Origin of the sequence: Methylobacterium sp. PvR107 (assembly GCF_017833295.1) — a bacterium.
GTDB lineage: Bacteria > Pseudomonadota > Alphaproteobacteria > Rhizobiales > Beijerinckiaceae > Methylobacterium.
This window is the reverse complement of record NZ_JAFIBW010000001.1, coordinates 738,056-756,495: the sequence shown is the minus strand read 5'-3', so window position 1 is coordinate 756,495 and position 18,440 is coordinate 738,056. Positions and strand designations below refer to the sequence as shown.

At 69.9% G+C, this 18,440-nt stretch carries 18 protein-coding genes; 6 read left to right on the top strand and 12 right to left on the bottom strand.

What is annotated here, in order from left to right; genetic code table 11:
• Nucleotides 1-194: 194 nt before the first annotated feature.
• From JOE48_RS03405 to JOE48_RS03395, 3 genes are all read right to left on the bottom strand, one after another.
• Complete coding sequence (locus tag JOE48_RS03405; protein WP_210027565.1) at nt 195-578, bottom strand: RidA family protein; 384 nt, start codon at nt 576-578, stop codon at nt 195-197.
• Nucleotides 575-1,789 carry a lytic murein transglycosylase gene (locus JOE48_RS03400; protein ID WP_210027563.1) on the bottom strand — a complete coding sequence of 405 codons (1,215 nt, stop codon included), beginning with the start codon at nt 1,787-1,789 and terminating at the stop codon, nt 575-577. The genes JOE48_RS03405 and JOE48_RS03400 overlap by 4 nt, the downstream gene beginning before the upstream one ends.
• 119 nt (nt 1,790-1,908) lie before the next feature.
• A complete protein-coding gene (locus JOE48_RS03395; RefSeq protein ID WP_210027561.1) occupies nt 1,909-2,562 on the bottom strand; it encodes a TetR family transcriptional regulator in 654 nt (217 codons plus the stop codon).
• A gap of 92 nt (nt 2,563-2,654) precedes the next feature.
• Here JOE48_RS03395 and JOE48_RS03390 point away from each other — a divergent pair, with 92 nt between their 5' ends.
• Complete coding sequence (locus tag JOE48_RS03390) at nt 2,655-3,326, top strand: O-methyltransferase (RefSeq protein WP_210027560.1); 672 nt, start codon at nt 2,655-2,657, stop codon at nt 3,324-3,326.
• A gap of 87 nt (nt 3,327-3,413) precedes the next feature.
• Here JOE48_RS03390 and leuD read toward each other — a convergent pair whose 3' ends face one another.
• Both leuD and JOE48_RS03380 read right to left on the bottom strand, forming a co-directional pair.
• Complete coding sequence (gene leuD, locus JOE48_RS03385; protein ID WP_210027558.1) at nt 3,414-4,016, bottom strand: 3-isopropylmalate dehydratase small subunit; 603 nt, start codon at nt 4,014-4,016, stop codon at nt 3,414-3,416.
• A gap of 40 nt (nt 4,017-4,056) precedes the next feature.
• On the bottom strand, nt 4,057-4,839 hold the full coding sequence (locus JOE48_RS03380; protein ID WP_210027556.1) for a HisA/HisF-related TIM barrel protein: 783 nt from the start codon (nt 4,837-4,839) through the stop codon (nt 4,057-4,059).
• Here JOE48_RS03380 and JOE48_RS03375 point away from each other — a divergent pair, their 5' ends adjacent.
• From JOE48_RS03375 to JOE48_RS03360, 4 genes are read left to right on the top strand one after another with little or no spacing between them, the layout of a single operon-like run.
• Complete coding sequence (locus JOE48_RS03375) at nt 4,840-5,889, top strand: hydantoinase/oxoprolinase family protein (protein ID WP_210027548.1); 1,050 nt, start codon at nt 4,840-4,842, stop codon at nt 5,887-5,889.
• A complete protein-coding gene (locus JOE48_RS03370) occupies nt 5,886-6,086 on the top strand; it encodes a hypothetical protein (RefSeq protein WP_210027546.1) in 201 nt (66 codons plus the stop codon). The genes JOE48_RS03375 and JOE48_RS03370 overlap by 4 nt, the downstream gene beginning before the upstream one ends.
• A 14-nt stretch (nt 6,087-6,100) precedes the next feature.
• Nucleotides 6,101-6,877, top strand: coding sequence for a hypothetical protein (locus JOE48_RS03365; RefSeq protein ID WP_210027544.1), 777 nt, complete (start codon nt 6,101-6,103; stop codon nt 6,875-6,877).
• A 33-nt stretch (nt 6,878-6,910) separates the two neighbouring features.
• Complete coding sequence (locus JOE48_RS03360) at nt 6,911-7,531, top strand: GNAT family N-acetyltransferase (RefSeq protein WP_210035536.1); 621 nt, start codon at nt 6,911-6,913, stop codon at nt 7,529-7,531.
• 78 nt (nt 7,532-7,609) lie between these two features.
• On the opposite strand, the gene hpnH is transcribed toward JOE48_RS03360, so the two are convergent.
• Entirely contained in the window at nt 7,610-8,773 is a 1,164-nt protein-coding gene (gene hpnH / locus JOE48_RS03355; RefSeq protein WP_210027542.1) for an adenosyl-hopene transferase HpnH, read from the bottom strand.
• A gap of 614 nt (nt 8,774-9,387) precedes the next feature.
• Between hpnH and JOE48_RS03350 the strand changes: the two genes are divergently transcribed.
• On the top strand, nt 9,388-12,054 hold the full coding sequence (locus tag JOE48_RS03350) for an MMPL family transporter (RefSeq protein ID WP_210035535.1): 2,667 nt from the start codon (nt 9,388-9,390) through the stop codon (nt 12,052-12,054).
• Nucleotides 12,055-12,061: 7 nt separating this feature from the next.
• Here the strand turns inward: JOE48_RS03350 and JOE48_RS03345 are convergent, their stop codons facing one another.
• The 6 genes from JOE48_RS03345 to JOE48_RS03320 form a co-directional block, all read right to left on the bottom strand.
• Entirely contained in the window at nt 12,062-12,937 is an 876-nt protein-coding gene (locus JOE48_RS03345; protein WP_210027523.1) for a helix-turn-helix domain-containing GNAT family N-acetyltransferase, read from the bottom strand.
• A 32-nt stretch (nt 12,938-12,969) separates the two neighbouring features.
• Nucleotides 12,970-13,812, bottom strand: a complete 843-nt coding sequence (gene hpnK / locus JOE48_RS03340; protein ID WP_210027522.1) for a hopanoid biosynthesis-associated protein HpnK — start codon at nt 13,810-13,812, stop codon at nt 12,970-12,972.
• Between the two features lie 106 nt (nt 13,813-13,918).
• Nucleotides 13,919-15,352 (bottom strand): hopanoid biosynthesis associated radical SAM protein HpnJ, encoded by a 1,434-nt coding sequence (gene hpnJ / locus JOE48_RS03335; protein WP_210027513.1) that lies wholly within the window; start codon nt 15,350-15,352, stop codon nt 13,919-13,921.
• Nucleotides 15,353-15,409: 57 nt separating this feature from the next.
• A complete protein-coding gene (hpnI, locus tag JOE48_RS03330) occupies nt 15,410-16,618 on the bottom strand; it encodes a bacteriohopanetetrol glucosamine biosynthesis glycosyltransferase HpnI (RefSeq protein WP_210027503.1) in 1,209 nt (402 codons plus the stop codon).
• Nucleotides 16,619-16,704: 86 nt separating this feature from the next.
• The gene (locus tag JOE48_RS03325; RefSeq protein WP_210027487.1) at nt 16,705-17,316 is read right to left on the bottom strand and encodes a phospholipid-binding protein MlaC; all 612 of its coding nucleotides are present in this window, start codon (nt 17,314-17,316) and stop codon (nt 16,705-16,707) included.
• Nucleotides 17,307-18,416, bottom strand: coding sequence for a flippase-like domain-containing protein (locus tag JOE48_RS03320; protein WP_210027485.1), 1,110 nt, complete (start codon nt 18,414-18,416; stop codon nt 17,307-17,309). Before JOE48_RS03320 ends, JOE48_RS03325 begins: the two co-directional genes overlap by 10 nt.
• Nucleotides 18,417-18,440 lie beyond the last annotated feature (24 nt).

The window sequence follows — 18,440 nt, the reverse complement described above, 5'->3', positions numbered from 1 at the left end:
TCATCGCATCGCCGCGCACCCGCAGCACGCGAACGGATTCGCGGACCGGCCCGACATTGGGGCGGCATCCGGCACGGGATCGACGCCTGTTCGGGCGCCCTGGGGCCGTTCGGGCCGGTTGATCGAATGCCTCTGCGGCCCGGCGGAACGGCGCGATGGGTATTGTCGCCGACGCTATCCGGATCCGGACGCCGCTACCCGATCCGCGCGGTGACCTCGATCTCGACGCGCATCTCCGGGCGCAGCAATCCGGCCACGATCACGATCGTGGCGGCCGGCCGGACAGCGGCCAGCACCCGGCCGCAGACCGCCAGCATCGCCTCGGCATCGTTCCGGTCGGTGACGTAGTAGGTGGCGCGCACGATGCCGGCGAGGCTGGATCCTGCCACTGCCAGGACGTCCCGGATCGTCCGCCAGCAGGCCTCGGCCTGCGCGGCGGCGCCCTCCGGCATCGTCATCGTGGCGTAGTCGTAGCCGGTCGTCCCGGACAGGTAGACGGTGTCGCCGTCGATCACCGCCCGGGAGTAGCCGTAATCCCGCTCGAACGGCGAGCCCGACGTGATCAGCCGTCGACTCATCCGCCGCGCAGGGCTTCCAGCACCTTGCCGCCGGGACGGCCGGTCGGAGTCATGCCGAACCGGCGCTCGACGTCCTTGATGGCGTCGCGGGTCTTCTGGCCGACCTTGCCGTCCGGCTCGCCGACATCGTAGCCGCGGGCGGCCAGCCGGGTCTGGAGATCGCGCCGCTCGGCCCGCGACAGGGGCGGATCGTCTGTCGGCCACGCCGCCTGGACGCCGGCCTTGCCGCGCAGCCGGTCGGACAGGACCGCGATGGCGAGACCGTAGGATTCGGCGGCGTTGTACGAGTAGATCGCGTCGAAGTTCCGGGTCACCAGAAAGGCCGGGCCGTCGATGCCGGCGGGCGCGATGATGCCGGCGGGACCGTCGCCCGAGAGCGGGCGGCCATCCGCTCGGGTGACGCCCAGCGACGCCCAGTGGGCGACCGGCTTCTTGTTCTTGCGCCCGGCAGCGCCGACGTTGAAGCCGCGGGGCAGCTTCACCTCGTAGCCCCAGACCTGGCCGTGCTGCCACTTGGCGACGTGCAGGAAGTTGGCGGTGGAGGCGACGGCGTCGGCGACCGAATCGACCACGTCGCGCCGGCCGTCGCCGTCACCGTCCACGGCGAGGCGGTGATAGGTCGTGGGCATGAACTGGGTCTGGCCGAAGGCGCCGGCCCAGGAGCCGGTCAGCCGCTCCGGCGCGATGTCGCCGCGCTCGATGATCCGGAGGGTGGCGATCAGCTCGCCGCGGAAGAAGTCCCGGCGGCGATTGCTTGAGCAGGCCAGCGTCGCCAGCGACTGCACCAGCGGCATCTTGCCGAGATTCTTGCCGAAATTTGATTCGACGCCCCAGACCGCCGCGATCGTGTAGCGGTCGACCCCGTAGCGCGACTCGGCCTGGGCCAAAGCCGCCGCGTTCTGGCGCATGGCGGCGCGCCCGTCCTCGACCCGCTCGTCGTCGACCAGTGCCGCCATGTAGTCCCAGATCGGCGTCTTGAATTCGGGCTGCGCCTGGGACAGCTCGATCACCTTGTCGTCGTAGCTGATGCCGCTCGTGGCGGCCCGGAACGTCTGCGCCGAGACGCCCGCGGCGGCCGCCTGGGACTGGATGCCGGCGAGGCAGCCGTCGAAATCGGCCAGGGCCGGCAGGCTCGCCAGGGGCAGGGCCGCGATGCCGGCGAGCAGCCCGAGCGCGCGTGCCAGTCTCGGTCCCGTCGGGTGCTTCGGCATTCTGGCATTCCTCACGATGCGGGGCGAAGTCTGGGCGCGGATTCAGGCGACATGAGGGTTAACGAAGCGTGTGACCGGGCTGCATCACCGCGATCCTGAGCGCGGTCGGCGCGCCGCACTCAGCCCGGAGCGGCGGCCGGATCGTTGCGCCGGAGCCGGTCCAGATAGGCGCAGAGCATGTCGGCCAGCGCGTCGGCATCGTCCTGTATCGTCGTCTCCGGGCAAGACCGCTCCGAGATGCGCTCGCCGATGTCGCTCAGGGCCATGGCGATGATCTCACCCGCCCGGAGCCTGTCCGGCTCGGCAGTTCCGGGGAGTGCCTCGCACAGGAAGTCCCGGAAGACTCGCGAGCTGGCCAGTTGCGGCTCCGCGGCCTCCGGTGCGTCCCGATAATCGGGCGCCGCATCGTCGAGCGCCCGTCGCATGGCCGCCTCCTCGCATTCCGAACGCACGAATGCGTGCACGGCGGTGCGCAGCCGCTCGCCCGGCGGCGCGTCGCGAGTCTCCAGGATGGCGGCGAGTCGCGCAGAGGTGTCCCGCCATTCATCCCTCTGCAGCTGGAACAGGATCGCCGCCTTGTTGGGGAAATACTGATAGAGCGAGCCGATGCTCACCCCGGCGCGCTCCGCGACGCGCGCGGTGGTGAAACCTTGGGTTCCAACCTGCGCCAGAACCTGAGCGGCCGCCTGCAGGATGGCCGAAACGAGGTCGTTGGAACGGGCCTGCCGGGGCTGCTTTCGCCTGGAGATACCGAGACTTGGACGGTCAGCCATGGGACGGGCTCGGAACGCGAATAGCGAGGGCCGGGGCACGCCGGTACTCTGCGTCTTGTTCAGACGAACGCCAAGACGGAAAGCAACGGATCATGTCACACCAGATTTCAACCCTCGCCGAGCCCCCTGTCTCGACGGTGTTGGACAGTCTCTTCGCGCAAGCCGAGGCATCCTCACCGTTGACCGCCCTCGCCGATTTGTCTGCCGACGAGCGGGCGCGGCTGATGGGCAGCAAGACCGGCTACCGGGACTTCTACGGCCGTCTCAGGGACATGCCGCTTGCCGTCTCTCGCGAGACCGGACGGCTGCTCTACCTGCTCGCCCGCGGAAGCCGCGCCCGCTCGATCGTCGAGTTCGGCACCTCTTTCGGCCTCTCGACGCTCCACCTCGCCGCAGGCCTTCGGGACAACGGGGGAGGGCGGCTGATCACCTGCGAGTTCGAGCCGTCCAAGGTGGTCCGGGCGCAGGCGAACCTGACGGCCGCCGGCCTCGCGGATCTCGTCGAGTTCCGCGAAGGCGACGCCCTCCAGATGCTGAGCCTCGACCTGCCGGACACCGTCGATCTGCTGCTGCTCGACGGCGCCAAGGGGCTCTATCCAGAGATCCTCAGCCTCGTGGAGAGCCGTCTCCGGCCGGGCGCCCTTGTCGTGGCCGACAACGCGGATGACAGCCCCGATTACTTGGCCCGGGTGCGCGCACCGAACAAAGGCTACCTGTCGGTCCCGTTCGCCGAGGATGTCGAGCTGTCGATGCGGCTCGGCTGAACGCCGCACCACCCCGCACAGGGGCTGATGGACGGCCGCCTCGGCAGGCGACGGCCGCCGTCGGATGTCCCGGAGACTTCGCGTCGGTCAGGCCCATTCCCGCTGCGCGAGCTTCTGCTCGTAGGCGTCGATCGCCGAGGCGCGCTCCAGCGTCAGGCCGATCTCGTCGAGCCCGTTCAGCAGGTTGTGCCGTCGGCCGGCATCGATGTCGAAACGCAGCACGCCGCCGTCCGGCCCCTTGATGGTCTGGGCCTCCAGGTCGACCGTCAGGGTCGCGTTGGCGCCGCGCTCGGCGTCCTCGAACAGCTTCTCCAGATCCTCGGGCGACACGACGATCGCCAGGATGCCGTTCTTGGCGCAGTTGTTGAAGAAGATGTCGGCAAAGCTTGTGGAGATCACGCAGCGGATGCCGAAATCGGCGAGCGCCCAGGGGGCGTGCTCCCGCGACGAGCCGCAGCCGAAATTGTCGCCGACGACCAGGATCTTGGCGTTCCGGTAGGCGGGCTGGTTCAGCACGAAATCCGGGTTCTCCGAGCCGTCCTCGCGGTAGCGCATCTCGGCGAACAGGCTCTTGCCGAGCCCGGTCCGCTTGATCGTCTTGAGGTACTTGGCCGGGATGATCCGGTCGGTGTCGACGTTGATCGTCCGCATGGGCGCCGCGACGCCCTCCAGGATCGTGAACTTTTCCATCGTTTGACGGCCCGTGACGGTGGCTCTTCGGGGCGACGGTTTAGCAGCCCCCGGCGCGGGCCGGAAGCATCACGCCAAGTCCCTCGGCAAGGTCCGGGGCCGCGGCCCACGACAGGGCGCCGTCGTGGAGCGCGGAGGCGACCAGCGCCCCGGCCAGCCCCGCGTCGCGCAGAGCCCGCAGGTCGTCCGGGCCGCGCACGCCGCCGGCCGCGTAGAGGCGGCGATCCGGCGCCCGGGCCCGCAGAGCGCCCAGGGCCGCGACGTCCGGTCCGGCGCCGGCCCCGACCTGGGCGAGGGTCATGGCGATCACCTCGGGCGGCCAGAGCGACGGGTCGTCGTGGAGCGCCGCCGGGCCGAGCCGCTCCGCGCCGCGCGTGTCGAGGGAGAACACCGCCCGGTCCGCCAGCCGCGTCACCAGGCCGGGATCCGACTGGCTCTCGCTGCCGATCACCGGCCGGCCCAGGCCGGCGGCCAGGAACGCCTCCACCCCCGCAGGCTCGGCGAAGCCGGCATCCACCCACAGGCCGACGCCGGGGCAGGCGCGGGCGATGGCCTCAAGCGCCCCGAGATCGGGTGCCGCCCCGTCGATGATGGCGTCGAGATCGGCGACGTAGAAGAGGGCGGCAGGCCAGGCGTCGCGGAGCCCGCGTGCCACCGCGTCGGGCGCAGATCCCTTTGCCAAGGGCGTCTCGATCGGGGCATAGGAAGAGCGCTCGCCGCGGCGCGCCCGCACCACGCGGCCGCCCCGGAGATCGAGCACCGGGATCACCGCGAAGCCGGGGCGCCCGATCCTGTGGTCCGTCGAGGCGCTCGTCGCGTTCATATGCGCTCACCATTCCCAAAGACGATCGGGTGGGACCTGGGCGGGGTCCACGTCAAGGCCGCGCTGGTCGAGGACGGACGGGTCCTGGCCGCCGCGCAGGTCCCGTGCCCGCTCTGGCAGGGGGTGAAGGCCCTCGATCCGGCGCTCGCCGCCCTGCCGGACTGGGCGCGCGGCGAGGCCGCACACGCGGTCACCATGACCGGCGAGCTGACGGATTGCTTCGCCGACCGGCGGGACGGCGTCGCGGCGCTCTCCGGCTGGGCCGGGGCGCACCTGACCGGCGCCGTGCGGATCTATGCCGGCCGCTCCGGCTTCGTCGCCCCGGAGGCCGCCGCGGATGTCGCGGCCGACGTCGCCTCGGCCAATTGGCACGCCACCGCGGCGCTCACCGGGCGAATCGCCCCGGACGCGCTCCTCATCGATATCGGCTCCACCACCGCCGACCTGATCCCGATCGTCGGCGGCCGCCCGGCGGCCTCCGGCTACAGCGACGCCGAACGCCTGGCGAGCAGCGAGCTCGTCTATACCGGAATCGTGCGCACGCCGGTGATCGCGCTCGACGACCACGCCCCCTTCGCGGGCCGACGCACCCGGCTGATGACCGAGACCTTCGCCCACATGGCGGACGTCTACCGCATCCTCGGCCTGCTGCCCGAGGGGGCCGACCAGCAGACGAGCGGCGACCGGAAGGGCAAATCGGTGGCGGAGAGCGAGACGCGGCTGGCGCGCATCGTCGGCCGTGACCGCGCGGAGGCCCAGGCCGCGGCCTGGCCGGCCCTGGCCGCGCATTTCGCCGAGGCGCAGCTGCGTCTGCTGCACGACGCCGCCGCGCTCCTGCTCACCCGACCCGACCTGCCGACGCAGGCGCCCCTGATCCTCTGCGGGGCCGGCGCCTTCCTGGGCCCCCGCCTGGCGGAGCGGCTCGGGCGGCCGTCCAGCCTGCTGGTGTCGCTGCTGGGCGACCGGATCGCCGGCGCGCGCGACGCAATCTCGACCTGTGGGCCGGCGGTTGCGGCCGGCCTCATCGCCGCGGAGGAGACAGTCGCATGAGCGCCATCAAGATCCTGGCCCGTGTCCTCACGGCGCGGGTCGGGCCGCATATCGAGCTCGCCGTCGAGTCGGAATCGGGCGAGGTCCTGAAGGTGCTCGCCACCGAGGACCAGATCGACAGGCTGGTCGACGAGTTGGAGGATATCCTCAACTCGCCCGCCGAGCCGCAGGATGACGGGCCGCCCGAGGCGGCCTGACCCTCCGGATCGCCATGAGCCTGATCGCCGCCAAGATCATCGTCACGCCGACGCTGATGTGGGCCGTCTCGACGGCCGCGCGCCGGTGGGGCAGCCTCGTGGGCGGCCTGCTCTCGGGATTGCCGCTCACCTCGGCGCCGATCTCGATCTACCTCGCCGCCGAGCAGGGCGAGCACTTCGCCGCGGACGCCGCCGTCGGCTCGGTGGAGGGGCTGGGCGCGGTCACGGCCAGCTACCTCGCTTACGCCTTCTGCGCGCCGCGGATGGGCATCCTCGCGGCGATCCTTCTCGCCCTCGCGGCCTTCGTCCTCGGGGGCGCCCTGCTGCACGGCGTGATCCAGCCCGGCCTGTGGCTGGCCACGGCGATCGATCTGCCGGCGATGGCGCTGGCGGTCGCCCTGTGTCGGCCCGGCCCCGAGGCGCCGGCCCGCCGGTCCCGGCCGCCGCGCTGGGACATGCCGGCGCGGCTCGCGGCCGCCACGATCCTGGTCCTGCTGGTCTCGACGCTCGCTCCGCGCCTCGGCCCCGGCCTGAGCGGCGTCCTGGCGCCAATCCCGATCATCTCCTGGCCGCTCATCGCCTTCGCCCGGGCGCAGGGCGGGGTCGGGGCCGCGCTCGACGTGGTGCGCGGCAGCGCCCAGGGCGCCTTCGGCGTGCTGGCCTTCTATGTCTGCGTGCACCTGCTGCTCGGGCGGGTCGATCCGGTTGCCGCCTACGCCGTATCGATCGCGGCGTCGGCCGCCAGCGTGCTGCCCTGGCTGATCGCGCGACGGCGCCCGAGGGCGGCGTAATCGCGGCCCGTCGATGCGACCGCGGAGGTGATGATGCTGCCGGATACCGGAATTCCGACGCTCGCCCCGGGCTACGCGACGGTACCGCCGGGCCATCTCGCCACCATCGTCACCAGCCTGGAGATGCTCCGCCCGCCGCCCCCGCGTCCCGGGCGGCCGTTTCCGCCCGGTCTCCGCCTCGAGCCTCTGGGCCGCCCCGAACCGGAGACCTACCGGACCCTGTTCCGCGAAGTCGGCGCCGACTGGCTCTGGTTCTCGCGGCTCGCCCTGGCGGACGGCGCGCTGGCGGCGATCCTCGCCGACCGGGATGTCGAGATCTTCGCGCTGCGCCAGGACGGGCGAAACCTCGGCATGCTGGAATTGGATTTCCGACAGCCCGGTGCTTGCGAACTGGTCTTCCTCGGATTGATTGGGTCTGCGGTCGGGACCGGGATCGGCCGCACATTGATGAATACGGCGATCAGCCGGGCCTGGGCGCGGCCGATCACGCGGTTCTGGGTGCATACCTGCACCCTCGACCATCCGGGCGCGCTCGCCTTCTACCGGCGCTCGGGCTTCGACCCCTTCGCCGTCCATGTCGAGATCGCACCGGATCCGCGGCGCGACGGGACCCTGCCGCGGGACTGCGCCCCGCACGTGCCGCTGCTCGACTGACACGCCGCGGGAGCCCGACAAACGAAAAAACCCGCGGCCTCGCGGCCGCGGGTTCATGTCTTCAGCGTCGCGCGCCGGTCAGGCGGCGGTGCGCTTGCGGGCTTCCTGCTTGGTGTCGACGCCGGCCGCTTTGATCTCGGACAGCTTCTGCGCGACGTTGCGCGAGAACACGAACTCGGCGGGACGCTGATTCTCCAGGCTGACCTCGGGCGCCATCGCGCCGTCGGTCTTGATGCCGCGAATGGCGTGGACCAGCGGCTTCCAGGGCTTGCGAACCGAATCGACCACCGAGGAGGCCTCGTAGCCCGAGTGGACCATGCAATCGGCACACTTCTCGTAGTTGCCGGTGCCGTAGGAATCCCAGTCGGTGGACTCCATCAGCTCCTTGAAGGTCGCCGCGTAGCCCTCGCCGAGCAGGTAGCAGGGCTTCTGCCAGCCGAACACGGTGCGGGTCGGGTTGCCCCACGGGGTGCAGTGGTAGGTCTGGTTGCCGGCCAGGAAGTCGAGGAACAGGCCGGACTGCTGGAAGGTCCACTTCTCGCGGCCCTTCTCCTTGCCGTGCCGGAACACGCCGCGGAACAGCTCCTTGGTCGCCTTGCGGTTCAGGAAGTGCTTCTGGTCGGGGGCGCGCTCGTAGGCGTAGCCGGGGGAGACGGTGATGCCGTCGATCCCCATCCGGGTCACGCTGTCGAAGAAGTCGGCGATCTTCTCGGGCGCGGAATTGTTGAAGAAGGTGCAGTTGATGGTGACGCGGAAGCCCATCTCCTTGGCCTTCGCGATCGCCGCCACGGCCTTGTCGTAGACGCCGCGCTGGCACACCGACTGGTCGTGCATCTCCTTGTCGCCGTCCAGATGGATCGACCACGTGAAGTACGGGCTCGGCTTGTACTCCTTGATCTTCTTCTCGAGGAGCAAGGCGTTCGTGCAGACGATCGCGAACTTCTTCTGGGCGATGATGCCCTCGACGATCTGCGGCAGATCCTTGTGCAGGAGCGGCTCGCCGCCGGCGATCACCACCACGGGGGCGCCGCACTCGCGCACCGATTCGAGCGCGTCGGCGACCGGCAGCCGCTTGTTCAGGATCTCGTCCGGATAGTCGATCTTGCCGCAGCCCGCGCAGGCGAGATTGCAGCGGAACAGGGGCTCCATCATCATCACGAGCGGGTAGCGCTTGCGACCCGTGAGGTGCTGTTTCAGGATGTAGCCGCCGATCTTCGCGACGTACCGGAGGGGGATACCCAAGATTGCGGCTCCTTCACTTCGTCGGCCCCGGGGGTGTCGGGGTGCTTAACGCGAAAAAATCTCGAATTCCAGCGATCTAGCTTGGAACTGATCTGAAACGATCCCGTTTCGGCTGCGTCGCGACGCCTTATTCCGCGCCTGACGCAACCGCGCCACATCGATCGTACGGGCAGAACGCGTCGGCGGTGGAACCCGGTCGCCGAGGACAGCCTGTGCATTGCGTCGGCAATACGACCGCAAGCCCAAGTTTAGTCCCCGCGCCACGGGTGCCGTGCGCTAGCGCACATCGATCCCGCAAGGGCTGCGCCAGTGCCGCCGCGTTGCAATCTGGCATCGCCCTCTTTACTGAGCCCCTTGGCTGCGATGCAAGGTCGGGCCCGTGGCGGATGGCTGCGCTGCGGCCCATATCGGGCACGATCGGCTTGCGCATGCGTTTCGCACGGCCGGAATGGGCGGCGCAGCGTTCCTCGAAGGCGATGCGCGCCCGTACGGATTGCCGGACGGTCGGCACCGGGCACTGAACCCCGCTGGGCCGATCGCCGGGGTTCCGATGGACCGAATGGCAGGAGCCGGGCGCGCTAGGTGCGGGTCCGAGGCGAACAGGCAGGGTGCTCGTGATCGAAAGTCTCGTCGCGTTCTCGGTGCGGTATCGGTGGATCGTCATCGCCCTCGTGGCGTTCGTGACGGTCGCAAGTACCGGGGTCGCAGCGCACCTGTTCCGAATCAATACCGATGTCGAGCGGTTGATCGATCCCAAGGAGCCCTGGCGCCAGGACGAGATCAATTTCGAGAAGGCTTTCCCGCAGCGAACCAACACGATCGTGGCGGTCATCAACGGCGAGACGCCCGAAGAGACCGAGGAGGCGGCCGCCAACCTCGCGAAAGCGCTCACCGCCCACAAGAACCTGATCGAGACCGTCTATCGCCCCGATGGCGGCCCGTTCTTCGACAAGAACGGCCTGCTGCTGATGTCTCAGGCCGAGCTCGACAAGACGTTGGAGGAGCTCACCCAGCAACAGGGTCTGCTCGGGCCGCTGGCGGCCGATCCGTCGCTGCGCGGCATCATGCGGGTGCTGACGCTGGGCGCCCGCGGCGTGAAGACCGGCGATGCCAAGCTCGAGGATCTCGAGAAGCCCATGGGGCAGATCGACGGGACCCTCCAGAAGGTTCTGGCGGGCCAGCCGGCGCGGATGTCGTGGCAGGAACTTCTGGCAAACGGCCAGACCAGCGTCACCGACAAGATGAAGTTCGTGATCATCCAGCCGGTGCTGGATTTCAACGCGCTTGAGCCCGGCTATCAGGCGACCAAGCTGATCCGCAACGTCGCGCAGGATCTGAAGATCGACGCGCAGCACGGCCTGCGGATGCGCCTGACCGGCACGGTGGCGGTTGCGGACGAGGAATTCGCGACCCTGTCGGAGGATGCGGGCCTCAACAACAGCATCATCGTCGGCGCCATCGTGCTGTTCCTGTGGCTGGCCCTGCGCTCGGGCAAGCTCGTCGGCGCGGTGATCATCACCACCTTTGCCGGCCTCATCGTCACGGCCGCCCTCGGCCTCGTCATGGTCAGGGAGCTCAACCCGATCTCGGTGGCCTTCGCGGCCCTGTTCGTCGGACTGGGCATCGATTTCGGCATCCAGTTCTCGGTGCGCTACCGCGCGGACCGCTACGAGCAGCCGACCCTGGAGAGCGCGATCCGCGCCGCCGCCCGCGGGGTCGGCTGGTCGCTGACCCTCGCCGCGGTGTCCCTGGTGGCGGGCTTCTTCGCGTTCCTGCCGACCGCCTTCCGGGGCGTGTCCGAGCTCGGCCTGATCGCCGGCGTCGGCATGGTCGTGGCCTTCCTGTTCTCCCTGACGCTGCTCCCGGCGCTGATCGCGGTGTTCAAGCCGGAGGGCGAGAAGTCCGCGGTTCAGACCGAGTGGCTCGTCGGCGTCGATCCGTGGATCATCCGCCATCGCAAGCCGATCCTGCTCGCCGTCGGGCTTGTGACGCTGGCGGGCGCGCCGCTGCTCTGGAACCTGCCGTTCGACTCCAACCCGATGCATCTGCGCAGTCCGAAGACGCAGTCGATCGCGACCTATCTCGACCTGATCAAGAACCCGGAGACCAGCCCGAACCTCATCGACGTGCTGGCCCCGAATGTCGAAGCGGTCCCGGCGCTGACGAAGACGCTGGCGGCGCTGCCGGTGACGGCTTCGGTCAACAGCATCGATACGTTCGTGCCCCGGGACCAGGACAAGAAGCTCGCGCAGATCGCCGATACGGCCCAGCTTCTCGATCCGGTGCTGAACCCCGGCCGCCGGCCGCCGCCGCCGACCGACGCCGACAACGTGAAGGCGCTGAAGGATGCCGCGACGGCCCTCAACGGCGTCGCGGGCGAGGCCAAGGGCGATGCGAAAGGAGCGCAGGCGGCCAAGCAGCTCGCCGGCACCCTGGACAAGCTCGCCGCCGGTCCGGTCCCGCAGCGCGAGGCCGCGTCCTTCGCGCTGACGAAGGATCTGGGTCCGCTGCTGGCACGCCTGCGCGACCTGCTGCACCCCGACAAGATCACGCTGGACAACCTGCCGCCGCAGCTCAAGGCCGACTGGGTCGCCGCCGACGGGCGGGCGCGGATCGAGGTCCATCCGAAGGGCGACTCGAACGACGACCAGGTGCTCCGGACCTTCTCGGACGAGGTCCTGAAGGTTGCGCCCCATGCCACAGGCGCGCCCGTCGCGACCACGCAGTCGAGCTACACGATCCTGGGCGCCTTCGTGCAGGCGGCGGTCACGGCCTTCGTGCTGATCTTCGTCATCCTGTCGGTGGCCCTGCGCAAGCCCTGGGACGTCGCGATGACCCTGGGCCCGCTGGTGATCGCGACCCTCTGGACGCTGATGGCCCTGCGCATCGTCGGCATGCCGCTCAACTTCGCCAACATCATCGCGCTGCCGCTGATGCTCGCGGTCGGCGTGGCGTTCCACATCTACTACGTGATCGCGTGGCGGGCGGGCGTGAACGACATGCTCGCCTCCAGCCTGACCCGCGCGATCTTCTTCTCGGCGCTCACCACCGGCAGCGCCTTCGGGTCGCTGGTCCTGTCGAGCCATCCGGGCACCGCGAGCATGGGCAAGCTGCTCGCGCTCTCGCTGTTCTTCACCCTGGTGGCGGCGTTCTTCGTGGTCCCGGCGACGCTCGGCGAGCCGCCGGCACAGCCCGACGAAGACCGTCCCGAGGCTGAGAAGGCCGTCGGTGCGGCCCTGCGGAAGAGCGTGGCGCGGAAGGAACCGGTGCCGGCCAAGTAGGCGCCGGTCAGAGAACCTTCTCGAAGAAGTGGTCCGGGTAGGGGTCGTCGTTGAACCGGTCGATCTCGACCCAGCCGGAGCGCCGGTAGAGCGACAGAGCCTCGGGGAGGGCGCTGCTGGTATCGAGCCGCAATGTCCGGATGCCGAGGTCCCGGGCCGCATTCTCGACGTCGTGCATCAGGCGCTTGGCGAGGCCGAGGCCTCGCGCGGCGGGATCGATCCAGAGCCGCTTGACCTCCGCCACCGGGCCGCCGTTGCCCTTGAGCCCGACGCATCCGACCGGGGGGCCGTCCGCGACGGCGAGCAGGAAGATGCCGCGCGGCCGGACCATGTCCGCCGCCTCCGGGTCGCAGGACAGCGCGACGTCGAACCCCGAAGCGAAGCGACGGCCCAGTTCGGCATAGTAGGCGCCGAGGCAGGCGCCGGCCGCCGCGCCGCGCGGATCAGCCTCCGCAACGGCGATGGCGTGCTGGCCGAGCGCGAGGGCGACCCGATCCATGGCGCGCAGGAGTTCGTCCGTGTGCGGCGTGCGCTCGAGCAGGAGGGCCGCGCGGGCGTTCGACAGAGCCTCGTAGGCCTCGAATTCCCGCTGCCCCGCTGCCGTCAGCGACGCGATCCGGCGGCGGGCATCGGTGGGATGCGGCGCCGTCACCACCAGGCCCTCGACCTCCAGGCTCCGCAGAAGGCGGCTCATCAGTCCGGAATCGAGGCCCAGATAGGCGCGGATCTCGCCGATCTCGGTCCGCCCGGCGCCGATGGCGTTCAGGACGCGCGCGACCCCGAGCGGTCGGCCTCGTCCCAGGAACGAGCCGTCGAGCGCACCGACCTCGGCGGTGACGGCCCGCGCGAATCGGCGGACGCGGGCGATGTCGATCGACGTCATTTTATCTGACTAAAGTCAGATATCGGCTGCGGTCAACCGAGGAAGTCGGAGAACCCGCCGCGGATCGCGCCCGACGCGTCGGCGGCCGACCGCGAGGCGGGGGCGATCAACGCGTTCCGCTCGTCGACGTAGCGGTAGCCCGGTGCCTCGCCCGGGAAGCCGCCGGCGGTGGCCGGGTGGGTGTAGAGCTCGGTCAGGCCGTTCGGGAGTTCGGTCAGCAGAGCGGCGACGCGAGCGGGCGTCATGGCGCCGGACCACGCGAGGCCGAGGGTGCGGTCGGGGATCAGCAGCCCGGCCTGCCGGGCGCGGACCGCGAGCAGCGCCGCCCAGGGGGCGATGTCGAGGGCCGGCCGCGGCCGGGCGCCGGGCTCGGCGCGGCGCAGGATCTCCCGCGGCTCCCGGGGCACCCGCAGGGCGCGCATCCCGAAATCCCGGCCGATGCGCAGCACCGCGCCCGCGATCAGCGGGTGAACATGGAAGTGCTTGTGGGCGTTGACGTGGTCCAGCGGCAGACCGGTCGCCCGATAGGCCTCGAACTGCGCGCGGATTTCGGCGGCGAGCTGGCGGCGGGCCGCGGGCTTGCGGGCGAAGTCGAGGCCCAGGCGACCCATATCGGCGCGCATCAGGCCGGCCGTGTCGGTCAGGTCGGGCAGGTCCGCCGCCGGAAGGGTGGGCCACGCCTCCACGAGGACGAGGTGCAGCCCGACCCGCAGGGACGGCATCCGCTTGGCCCGGGCCACCGCGTCGGCGGCGGCCGGGGCCGAGACCATCAGGCTCGCCGCGGTGAGGATCCCGTCGCGGTGCGCCCGCTCGACGGCCTCGTTGACCTCGGGGCTCAGCCCAAAATCGTCGGCGGTGACGACCAGACGCTTCACGAGAACCTCAGTCCTGGGTGTCGACGGGTCCAGGGCGGAGCCGGCGAAGAGGGGGCGGGGCTCTGCCCCCCGCCCCCGCCGGGGCCGCAGGCCCCGGACCCCTGACTTACGCCGCCTTGGCGGTGCCCTGACGCTCCTTGAGGAAGCGGTAGAACTCGACGCCCTCGCGCAGGCGACGCTTCATCATGTCGGGCGAACGCACCATCTCGCTGACGATCGAGGCGATCTTCGGCGCCCGGAAGTAGAACTTCTTGTAGAACTCCTCGACCGAGGTGAAGATCTCGGTGTGCGAGAGGTGCGGGTAGTGCAGCGGTGCGACCTGCACGCCGTTCTCGTCGACGAGCTCGGCATTCTCGATGTCGAGCCAGCCGTTCTCCACCGCCTGCTTGTACAGGAAGGTGCCCGGGTAGGGCGCCGCCAGGGAGACCTGGATCGTGTGCGGGTTGATCCGCTTGGCGAAGGCGATCGTCTCCTGGATCGTCTCCTTGGTCTCGCCCGGCAGGCCGAGGATGAAGGTGCCGTGGATGGCGATGCCGAGGTCGTGGCAATCCTGGGTGAACTTCTCGGCGACCTCGACCCGCATGCCCTTCTTGATGTTGTGCAGGATGGTCTGGTTGCCGGATTCGTAGCCGACCAGCAGCAGGCGCAGGCCGTTCTCCTTGAGCACCTTCAGGGTCTCACGCGGCACGTTTGCCTTGGCGTTGCACGACCACGTGACGCCGAGCTTGCCGAGCTCGCGGGCGATCTCCTCGGCGCGCGGCAGGTTGTCGGTGAAGGTGTCGTCGTCGAAGAAGAACTCCTTGGTCTGAGGGAATTCCTTCAGGCAGTACTTGATCTCCTCGATCACGTGGGCGACCGAGCGGGTGCGGTAGGTGTGGCCGCCGACCGTCTGCGGCCAGAGGCAGAAGGTGCAGCGGCTCTTGCAGCCCCGGCCCGAATAGAACGAGATGTAGGGGTGCTTCAGGTAACCGATGAAGTACTTCTCCATCTCCAGGTCGCGCTTGTAGACGCTGGTGACGAAGGGCAGCTGATCCATGTCGGTCATGATCTCGCGGTCCTCGTTGTGGACCACGACACCGTTGGCATCGCGATAGGACAGACCCTTGATCTGCGCCATCGGCACGCCGTCGGCGACTTCCTTCACGGTGAAGTCGAACTCGTTGCGGGCGCAGAAATCGACCACCGGGGCCTGGGCCATGGCGCCGGCGGCGTCGACCGCGACCTTGGCGCCGATCAGGCCGGCGATGAGCTTCGGATTGGCGGCCTTCAGCGCCTCGATCGTCTTCACGTCCGACTTGAACGACGGCACCGAGGTGTGGAGCACGACGAGATCGAAGTCGTTGGCCTGGGCCACGATCTCGGGAAGCTTGATGTTGTGCGGCGGCGCGTCGATCAGCTTCGAGTTCGGCACCAGGGCGGCCGGCTGGGCCAGCCAGGTCGGGTACCAGAACGACTTGATCTCGCGCTTGGCCTGATAGCGGGAGCCGGCACCGCCGTCGAAACCGTCGAAGGTGGGGGCCTGGAGGAAGAGCGTGCGCATGGGGTTCAAGGCCTCAGGGCAATGCCGGGGGAGGGCGGAGGGACGAGGAAGCCGGGTTCAGCGGAGCGGCGCGCCGGCATCGCGGCCGAGTTCGGCGTCCGGGATCAGGGTGCCATCCGCAACCACGTGATAATCGTGACCTTTCCATGTCACCGCCCCCGACATGAAGGCCCAGGCGAAGTTCAGGAAGGACAGGATGTCGCGAATCGGCAACAGTCCGTAGGGGTGCGGGGTGAGGCCGAAGGCGCGTTCGAGCTGCCGGCAGAGCAAGACACGGCTCGCCAGCGCCGCCGCGGCGATCCAGAGTGCGCCGGTGCCGGCGCCCGGCAGCAGGGCCCCGAGCAGGGCCAGCGGGAAGGCATGCGTGACGATAGATCCAGCATAGCCGGCCGGATCGACGTTGCGGATCGTGCGGTTCCAGCGCAGCTCGTGCCGCCAGAGGCCGGACAAGTCCGTGTCGACGCTGGTATGGCCGATGGTGAAGCTCGGGATCACCACCCGGCCGCCAAGGCCGCGCAGGGCCGCCCCGATCGCGTAATCGTCCGCCAGGTCGTCGCGGAAGCTGCGGAATCCGCCCACCGCGTCGAGGCTCGCCCGGGTGAAGGCGATGGTGGAGCCGAAGCAGGGCTTCGCCAGCCCGAGGCTCAGGCCCATCACGACGTTGGGCAGGAAGTGGGTGTCGATCGCCAGCGTCGAGAGCTGGTCATAGAGGCCACGATAGGCGGGTACGCCGTGATAGAGGCAGGTCACGCCCGAGACGCCGTCCTGCGACAGCTCCGCGACCAGGCGCTCCAGGTAATCGGGCCGGACCAGCATGTCGCTGTCGGCCAGCACCACGACGTCGTGCGCGATCCGCTCGGCCATGTTGATCAGGTTTGAGACCTTGCGGTTCGAGCCGTGCTGGCGGCCGTCGATCACGAGGTCGATGCGCGCGGCGGGATAGGCCTGCCGCAGCCGATCGACTACGCCGATGGCGGGATCACTGGCTCTCTGGACGCCGAAGATCACTTGGACGGCGCCGGCATAATCCTGGCGCAGCACGGTCTCGAGGTTCTCGTAGAGATTCGGCTCCAGGCCGCAGAGCGGCTTGAGCATGGTCACGGACGGCCGGGGCGCGCCGGGGGCCAGTTCCGGCATGGCCCGCGCCGCGTAACGGCCGGCGCAAAAGGCTGCGGCCAAGCTGTAGAGGCCGCCCGACGCCGCCAGGATCAGGCAGATCAGCGACAGCCACGAAAGCCCGTTCAGCGCCAGCGAGGAGAGATCCATCCGGTCGGGTCCGTGCGATCGTCGGCCGCGTCAGGCGGCAATGGCCGCGAACGGCCGGCTCAGTTCGGCCCCATGCGAGGCGCTGGTCACGGCGTCGGTTTGGCGGCCAGCATCCCGTCGGCCCGCTGGCGGAGAAACTTGACGACCCCGTCGGCTCCGCCGGTCTTCAGCGGCGCGGAGAGCGCGTTGCGCTGGGCCGCGACCTCGCTCACGTCACCGTTGAGCAGGACGTCCTGGATGCGGTTGCTGGCGTTGACGACGAAGTCGACCTCGGAATCGTCGCCGTCCGACGCGGTGACACGGGTCACGACCACGCGCTGGGCACCGCGCTCCTCGACCTTGGGGGTGACGTCGAACTTGCCGCCAGCCGCGCGGGCCAACCGGTTGGCATAGGTCACGGTCAGGCTGCGCTTGAACGCGTCGATGACCGCCGCCTGCTGCTCCGGCGTGAAGCTCGCCCACTTCGCGCCGACGGCGATGCGGGTCATGGCGGGGAAGTCGAACGCCTTGTCGATGGCCGGCCCCACCGCTTCGACCCGGGCGGGCAGGGGACCGGGTCCGTCCTTCAGCGCGGCCGTGAAGGCGGCGTAAAGGTCGCGCACCGTCTGAACGGCCGGATCGTCCGCGGCCCATGACGGGACCGGGACGAGCAGGGGGACGGCGATGAGGGCGGCGGCGAGGCGACGGGTCAGGCGCACTTCTTCAACTCCTCGCCGTCGCCGAGCCGCGCGCCCATCCGGGGCGGCGCGTAGCTGTAGAACGGCCCGAGCGTGACCGGCTGCGCGACCCGCTTGGCATTGCGCCCGGCATCCGCCACCGGCGCATCCTCCTCATCCGGCGCCTCGGCCCGGATCCTGGCCTCGATCCGATGCCAGAGCAGCAGGCTCGGAAGCCCGACGCCGAGATCTGCGAAGCGCTTGACCAGGGACAGGGCGAGCGCCGCCTCCACCGGGATGTCGAACAGGCCGCACAGGGCGATCAGGCCGCCTTCCTGGGCCCCGAGGGCGCCGGGCACCGCGAAGGCCGCGCCGCGTACCGCCTGAGCGAGGCTCTCGATCATCAGCGCCTGCGCGAAATCGATGGGATAGCCCATGAAACGCAGGCAGACGTAGACTTCGAGCGTTCCGATCACCCAGCCGACGAAGTGGACCGCCAGCGCGAACACGAACCGGCCGCGGTTGCCGTAGAGCCGGCGCAGGCTGTCGTAGAGCTGGTCGATGGCACCGAAGGCCCGCCACTCGCGCCCGGAGGCGAAGCGGCTGAGCAACCCCTGGATGAGTCGGTGCCCGGCCCGGCGCTGGATCAGGTAGAAGGCGCCGAGCGCCGGCACCGCCAGGGCCAGCCCGCCCTCGACGGTCCGGGCGATCGGCCCGTCGCCGCAGATCAGGACCAGCAGGGCCAGACCGAGCACCGTGAACAGAAGCTGCGTCAGGGCCTGCGTCATCAGGTCGACGAACATGCTGGCACCGGCGAGCGCGCCGGTGACGCCGCGCTTGGCGAGCAGGCGCGCGCCAACGAAGTCGCCGCCGACGGTGGCGACGGGCAGGAGGGTGTTGATGCCCTCGCGCACGAATCGGAGCGAGACGCAGTCGGCGAGCTTGGCCGTCCCGGCCGGAAACACCACGTACCAGCCGAGGCCTGCCCAGGCGACGGCCACGAGGCGGGCCAGCACCACGAGGGCGGCGCCCCAACCGGCACTCACGACGGCGGCCGACACATCCTCAAGGCCGGAGGACATGAACAGGCCGACGACCGTGCAGAGACCGGCGATCGAGGCCAGGGTCGTCAGGCGCTTCATTGTCGTCTTTCAAGCTCGCAACAG

Coding starts and splice junctions, on each gene's coding strand:
- JOE48_RS03370 (WP_210027546.1), top strand. CDS start 5,886: ATGAGCGCCATCAAGATCCTGGCCCGTGTCCTCACGGCGCGGGTCGGG.
- hpnJ (WP_210027513.1), bottom strand. CDS start 15,352: ATGCGCACGCTCTTCCTCCAGGCCCCCACCTTCGACGGTTTCGACGGC.
- JOE48_RS03320 (WP_210027485.1), bottom strand. CDS start 18,416: ATGAAGCGCCTGACGACCCTGGCCTCGATCGCCGGTCTCTGCACGGTC.
- JOE48_RS03380 (WP_210027556.1), bottom strand. CDS start 4,839: ATGAACGCGACGAGCGCCTCGACGGACCACAGGATCGGGCGCCCCGGC.
- hpnI (WP_210027503.1), bottom strand. CDS start 16,618: ATGGATCTCTCCTCGCTGGCGCTGAACGGGCTTTCGTGGCTGTCGCTG.
- JOE48_RS03405 (WP_210027565.1), bottom strand. CDS start 578: ATGAGTCGACGGCTGATCACGTCGGGCTCGCCGTTCGAGCGGGATTAC.
- JOE48_RS03360 (WP_210035536.1), top strand. CDS start 6,911: ATGCTGCCGGATACCGGAATTCCGACGCTCGCCCCGGGCTACGCGACG.
- JOE48_RS03400 (WP_210027563.1), bottom strand. CDS start 1,789: ATGCCGAAGCACCCGACGGGACCGAGACTGGCACGCGCGCTCGGGCTG.
- JOE48_RS03345 (WP_210027523.1), bottom strand. CDS start 12,937: ATGACGTCGATCGACATCGCCCGCGTCCGCCGATTCGCGCGGGCCGTC.
- JOE48_RS03365 (WP_210027544.1), top strand. CDS start 6,101: ATGAGCCTGATCGCCGCCAAGATCATCGTCACGCCGACGCTGATGTGG.
- JOE48_RS03375 (WP_210027548.1), top strand. CDS start 4,840: ATGCGCTCACCATTCCCAAAGACGATCGGGTGGGACCTGGGCGGGGTC.
- JOE48_RS03390 (WP_210027560.1), top strand. CDS start 2,655: ATGTCACACCAGATTTCAACCCTCGCCGAGCCCCCTGTCTCGACGGTG.
- leuD (WP_210027558.1), bottom strand. CDS start 4,016: ATGGAAAAGTTCACGATCCTGGAGGGCGTCGCGGCGCCCATGCGGACG.
- JOE48_RS03395 (WP_210027561.1), bottom strand. CDS start 2,562: ATGGCTGACCGTCCAAGTCTCGGTATCTCCAGGCGAAAGCAGCCCCGG.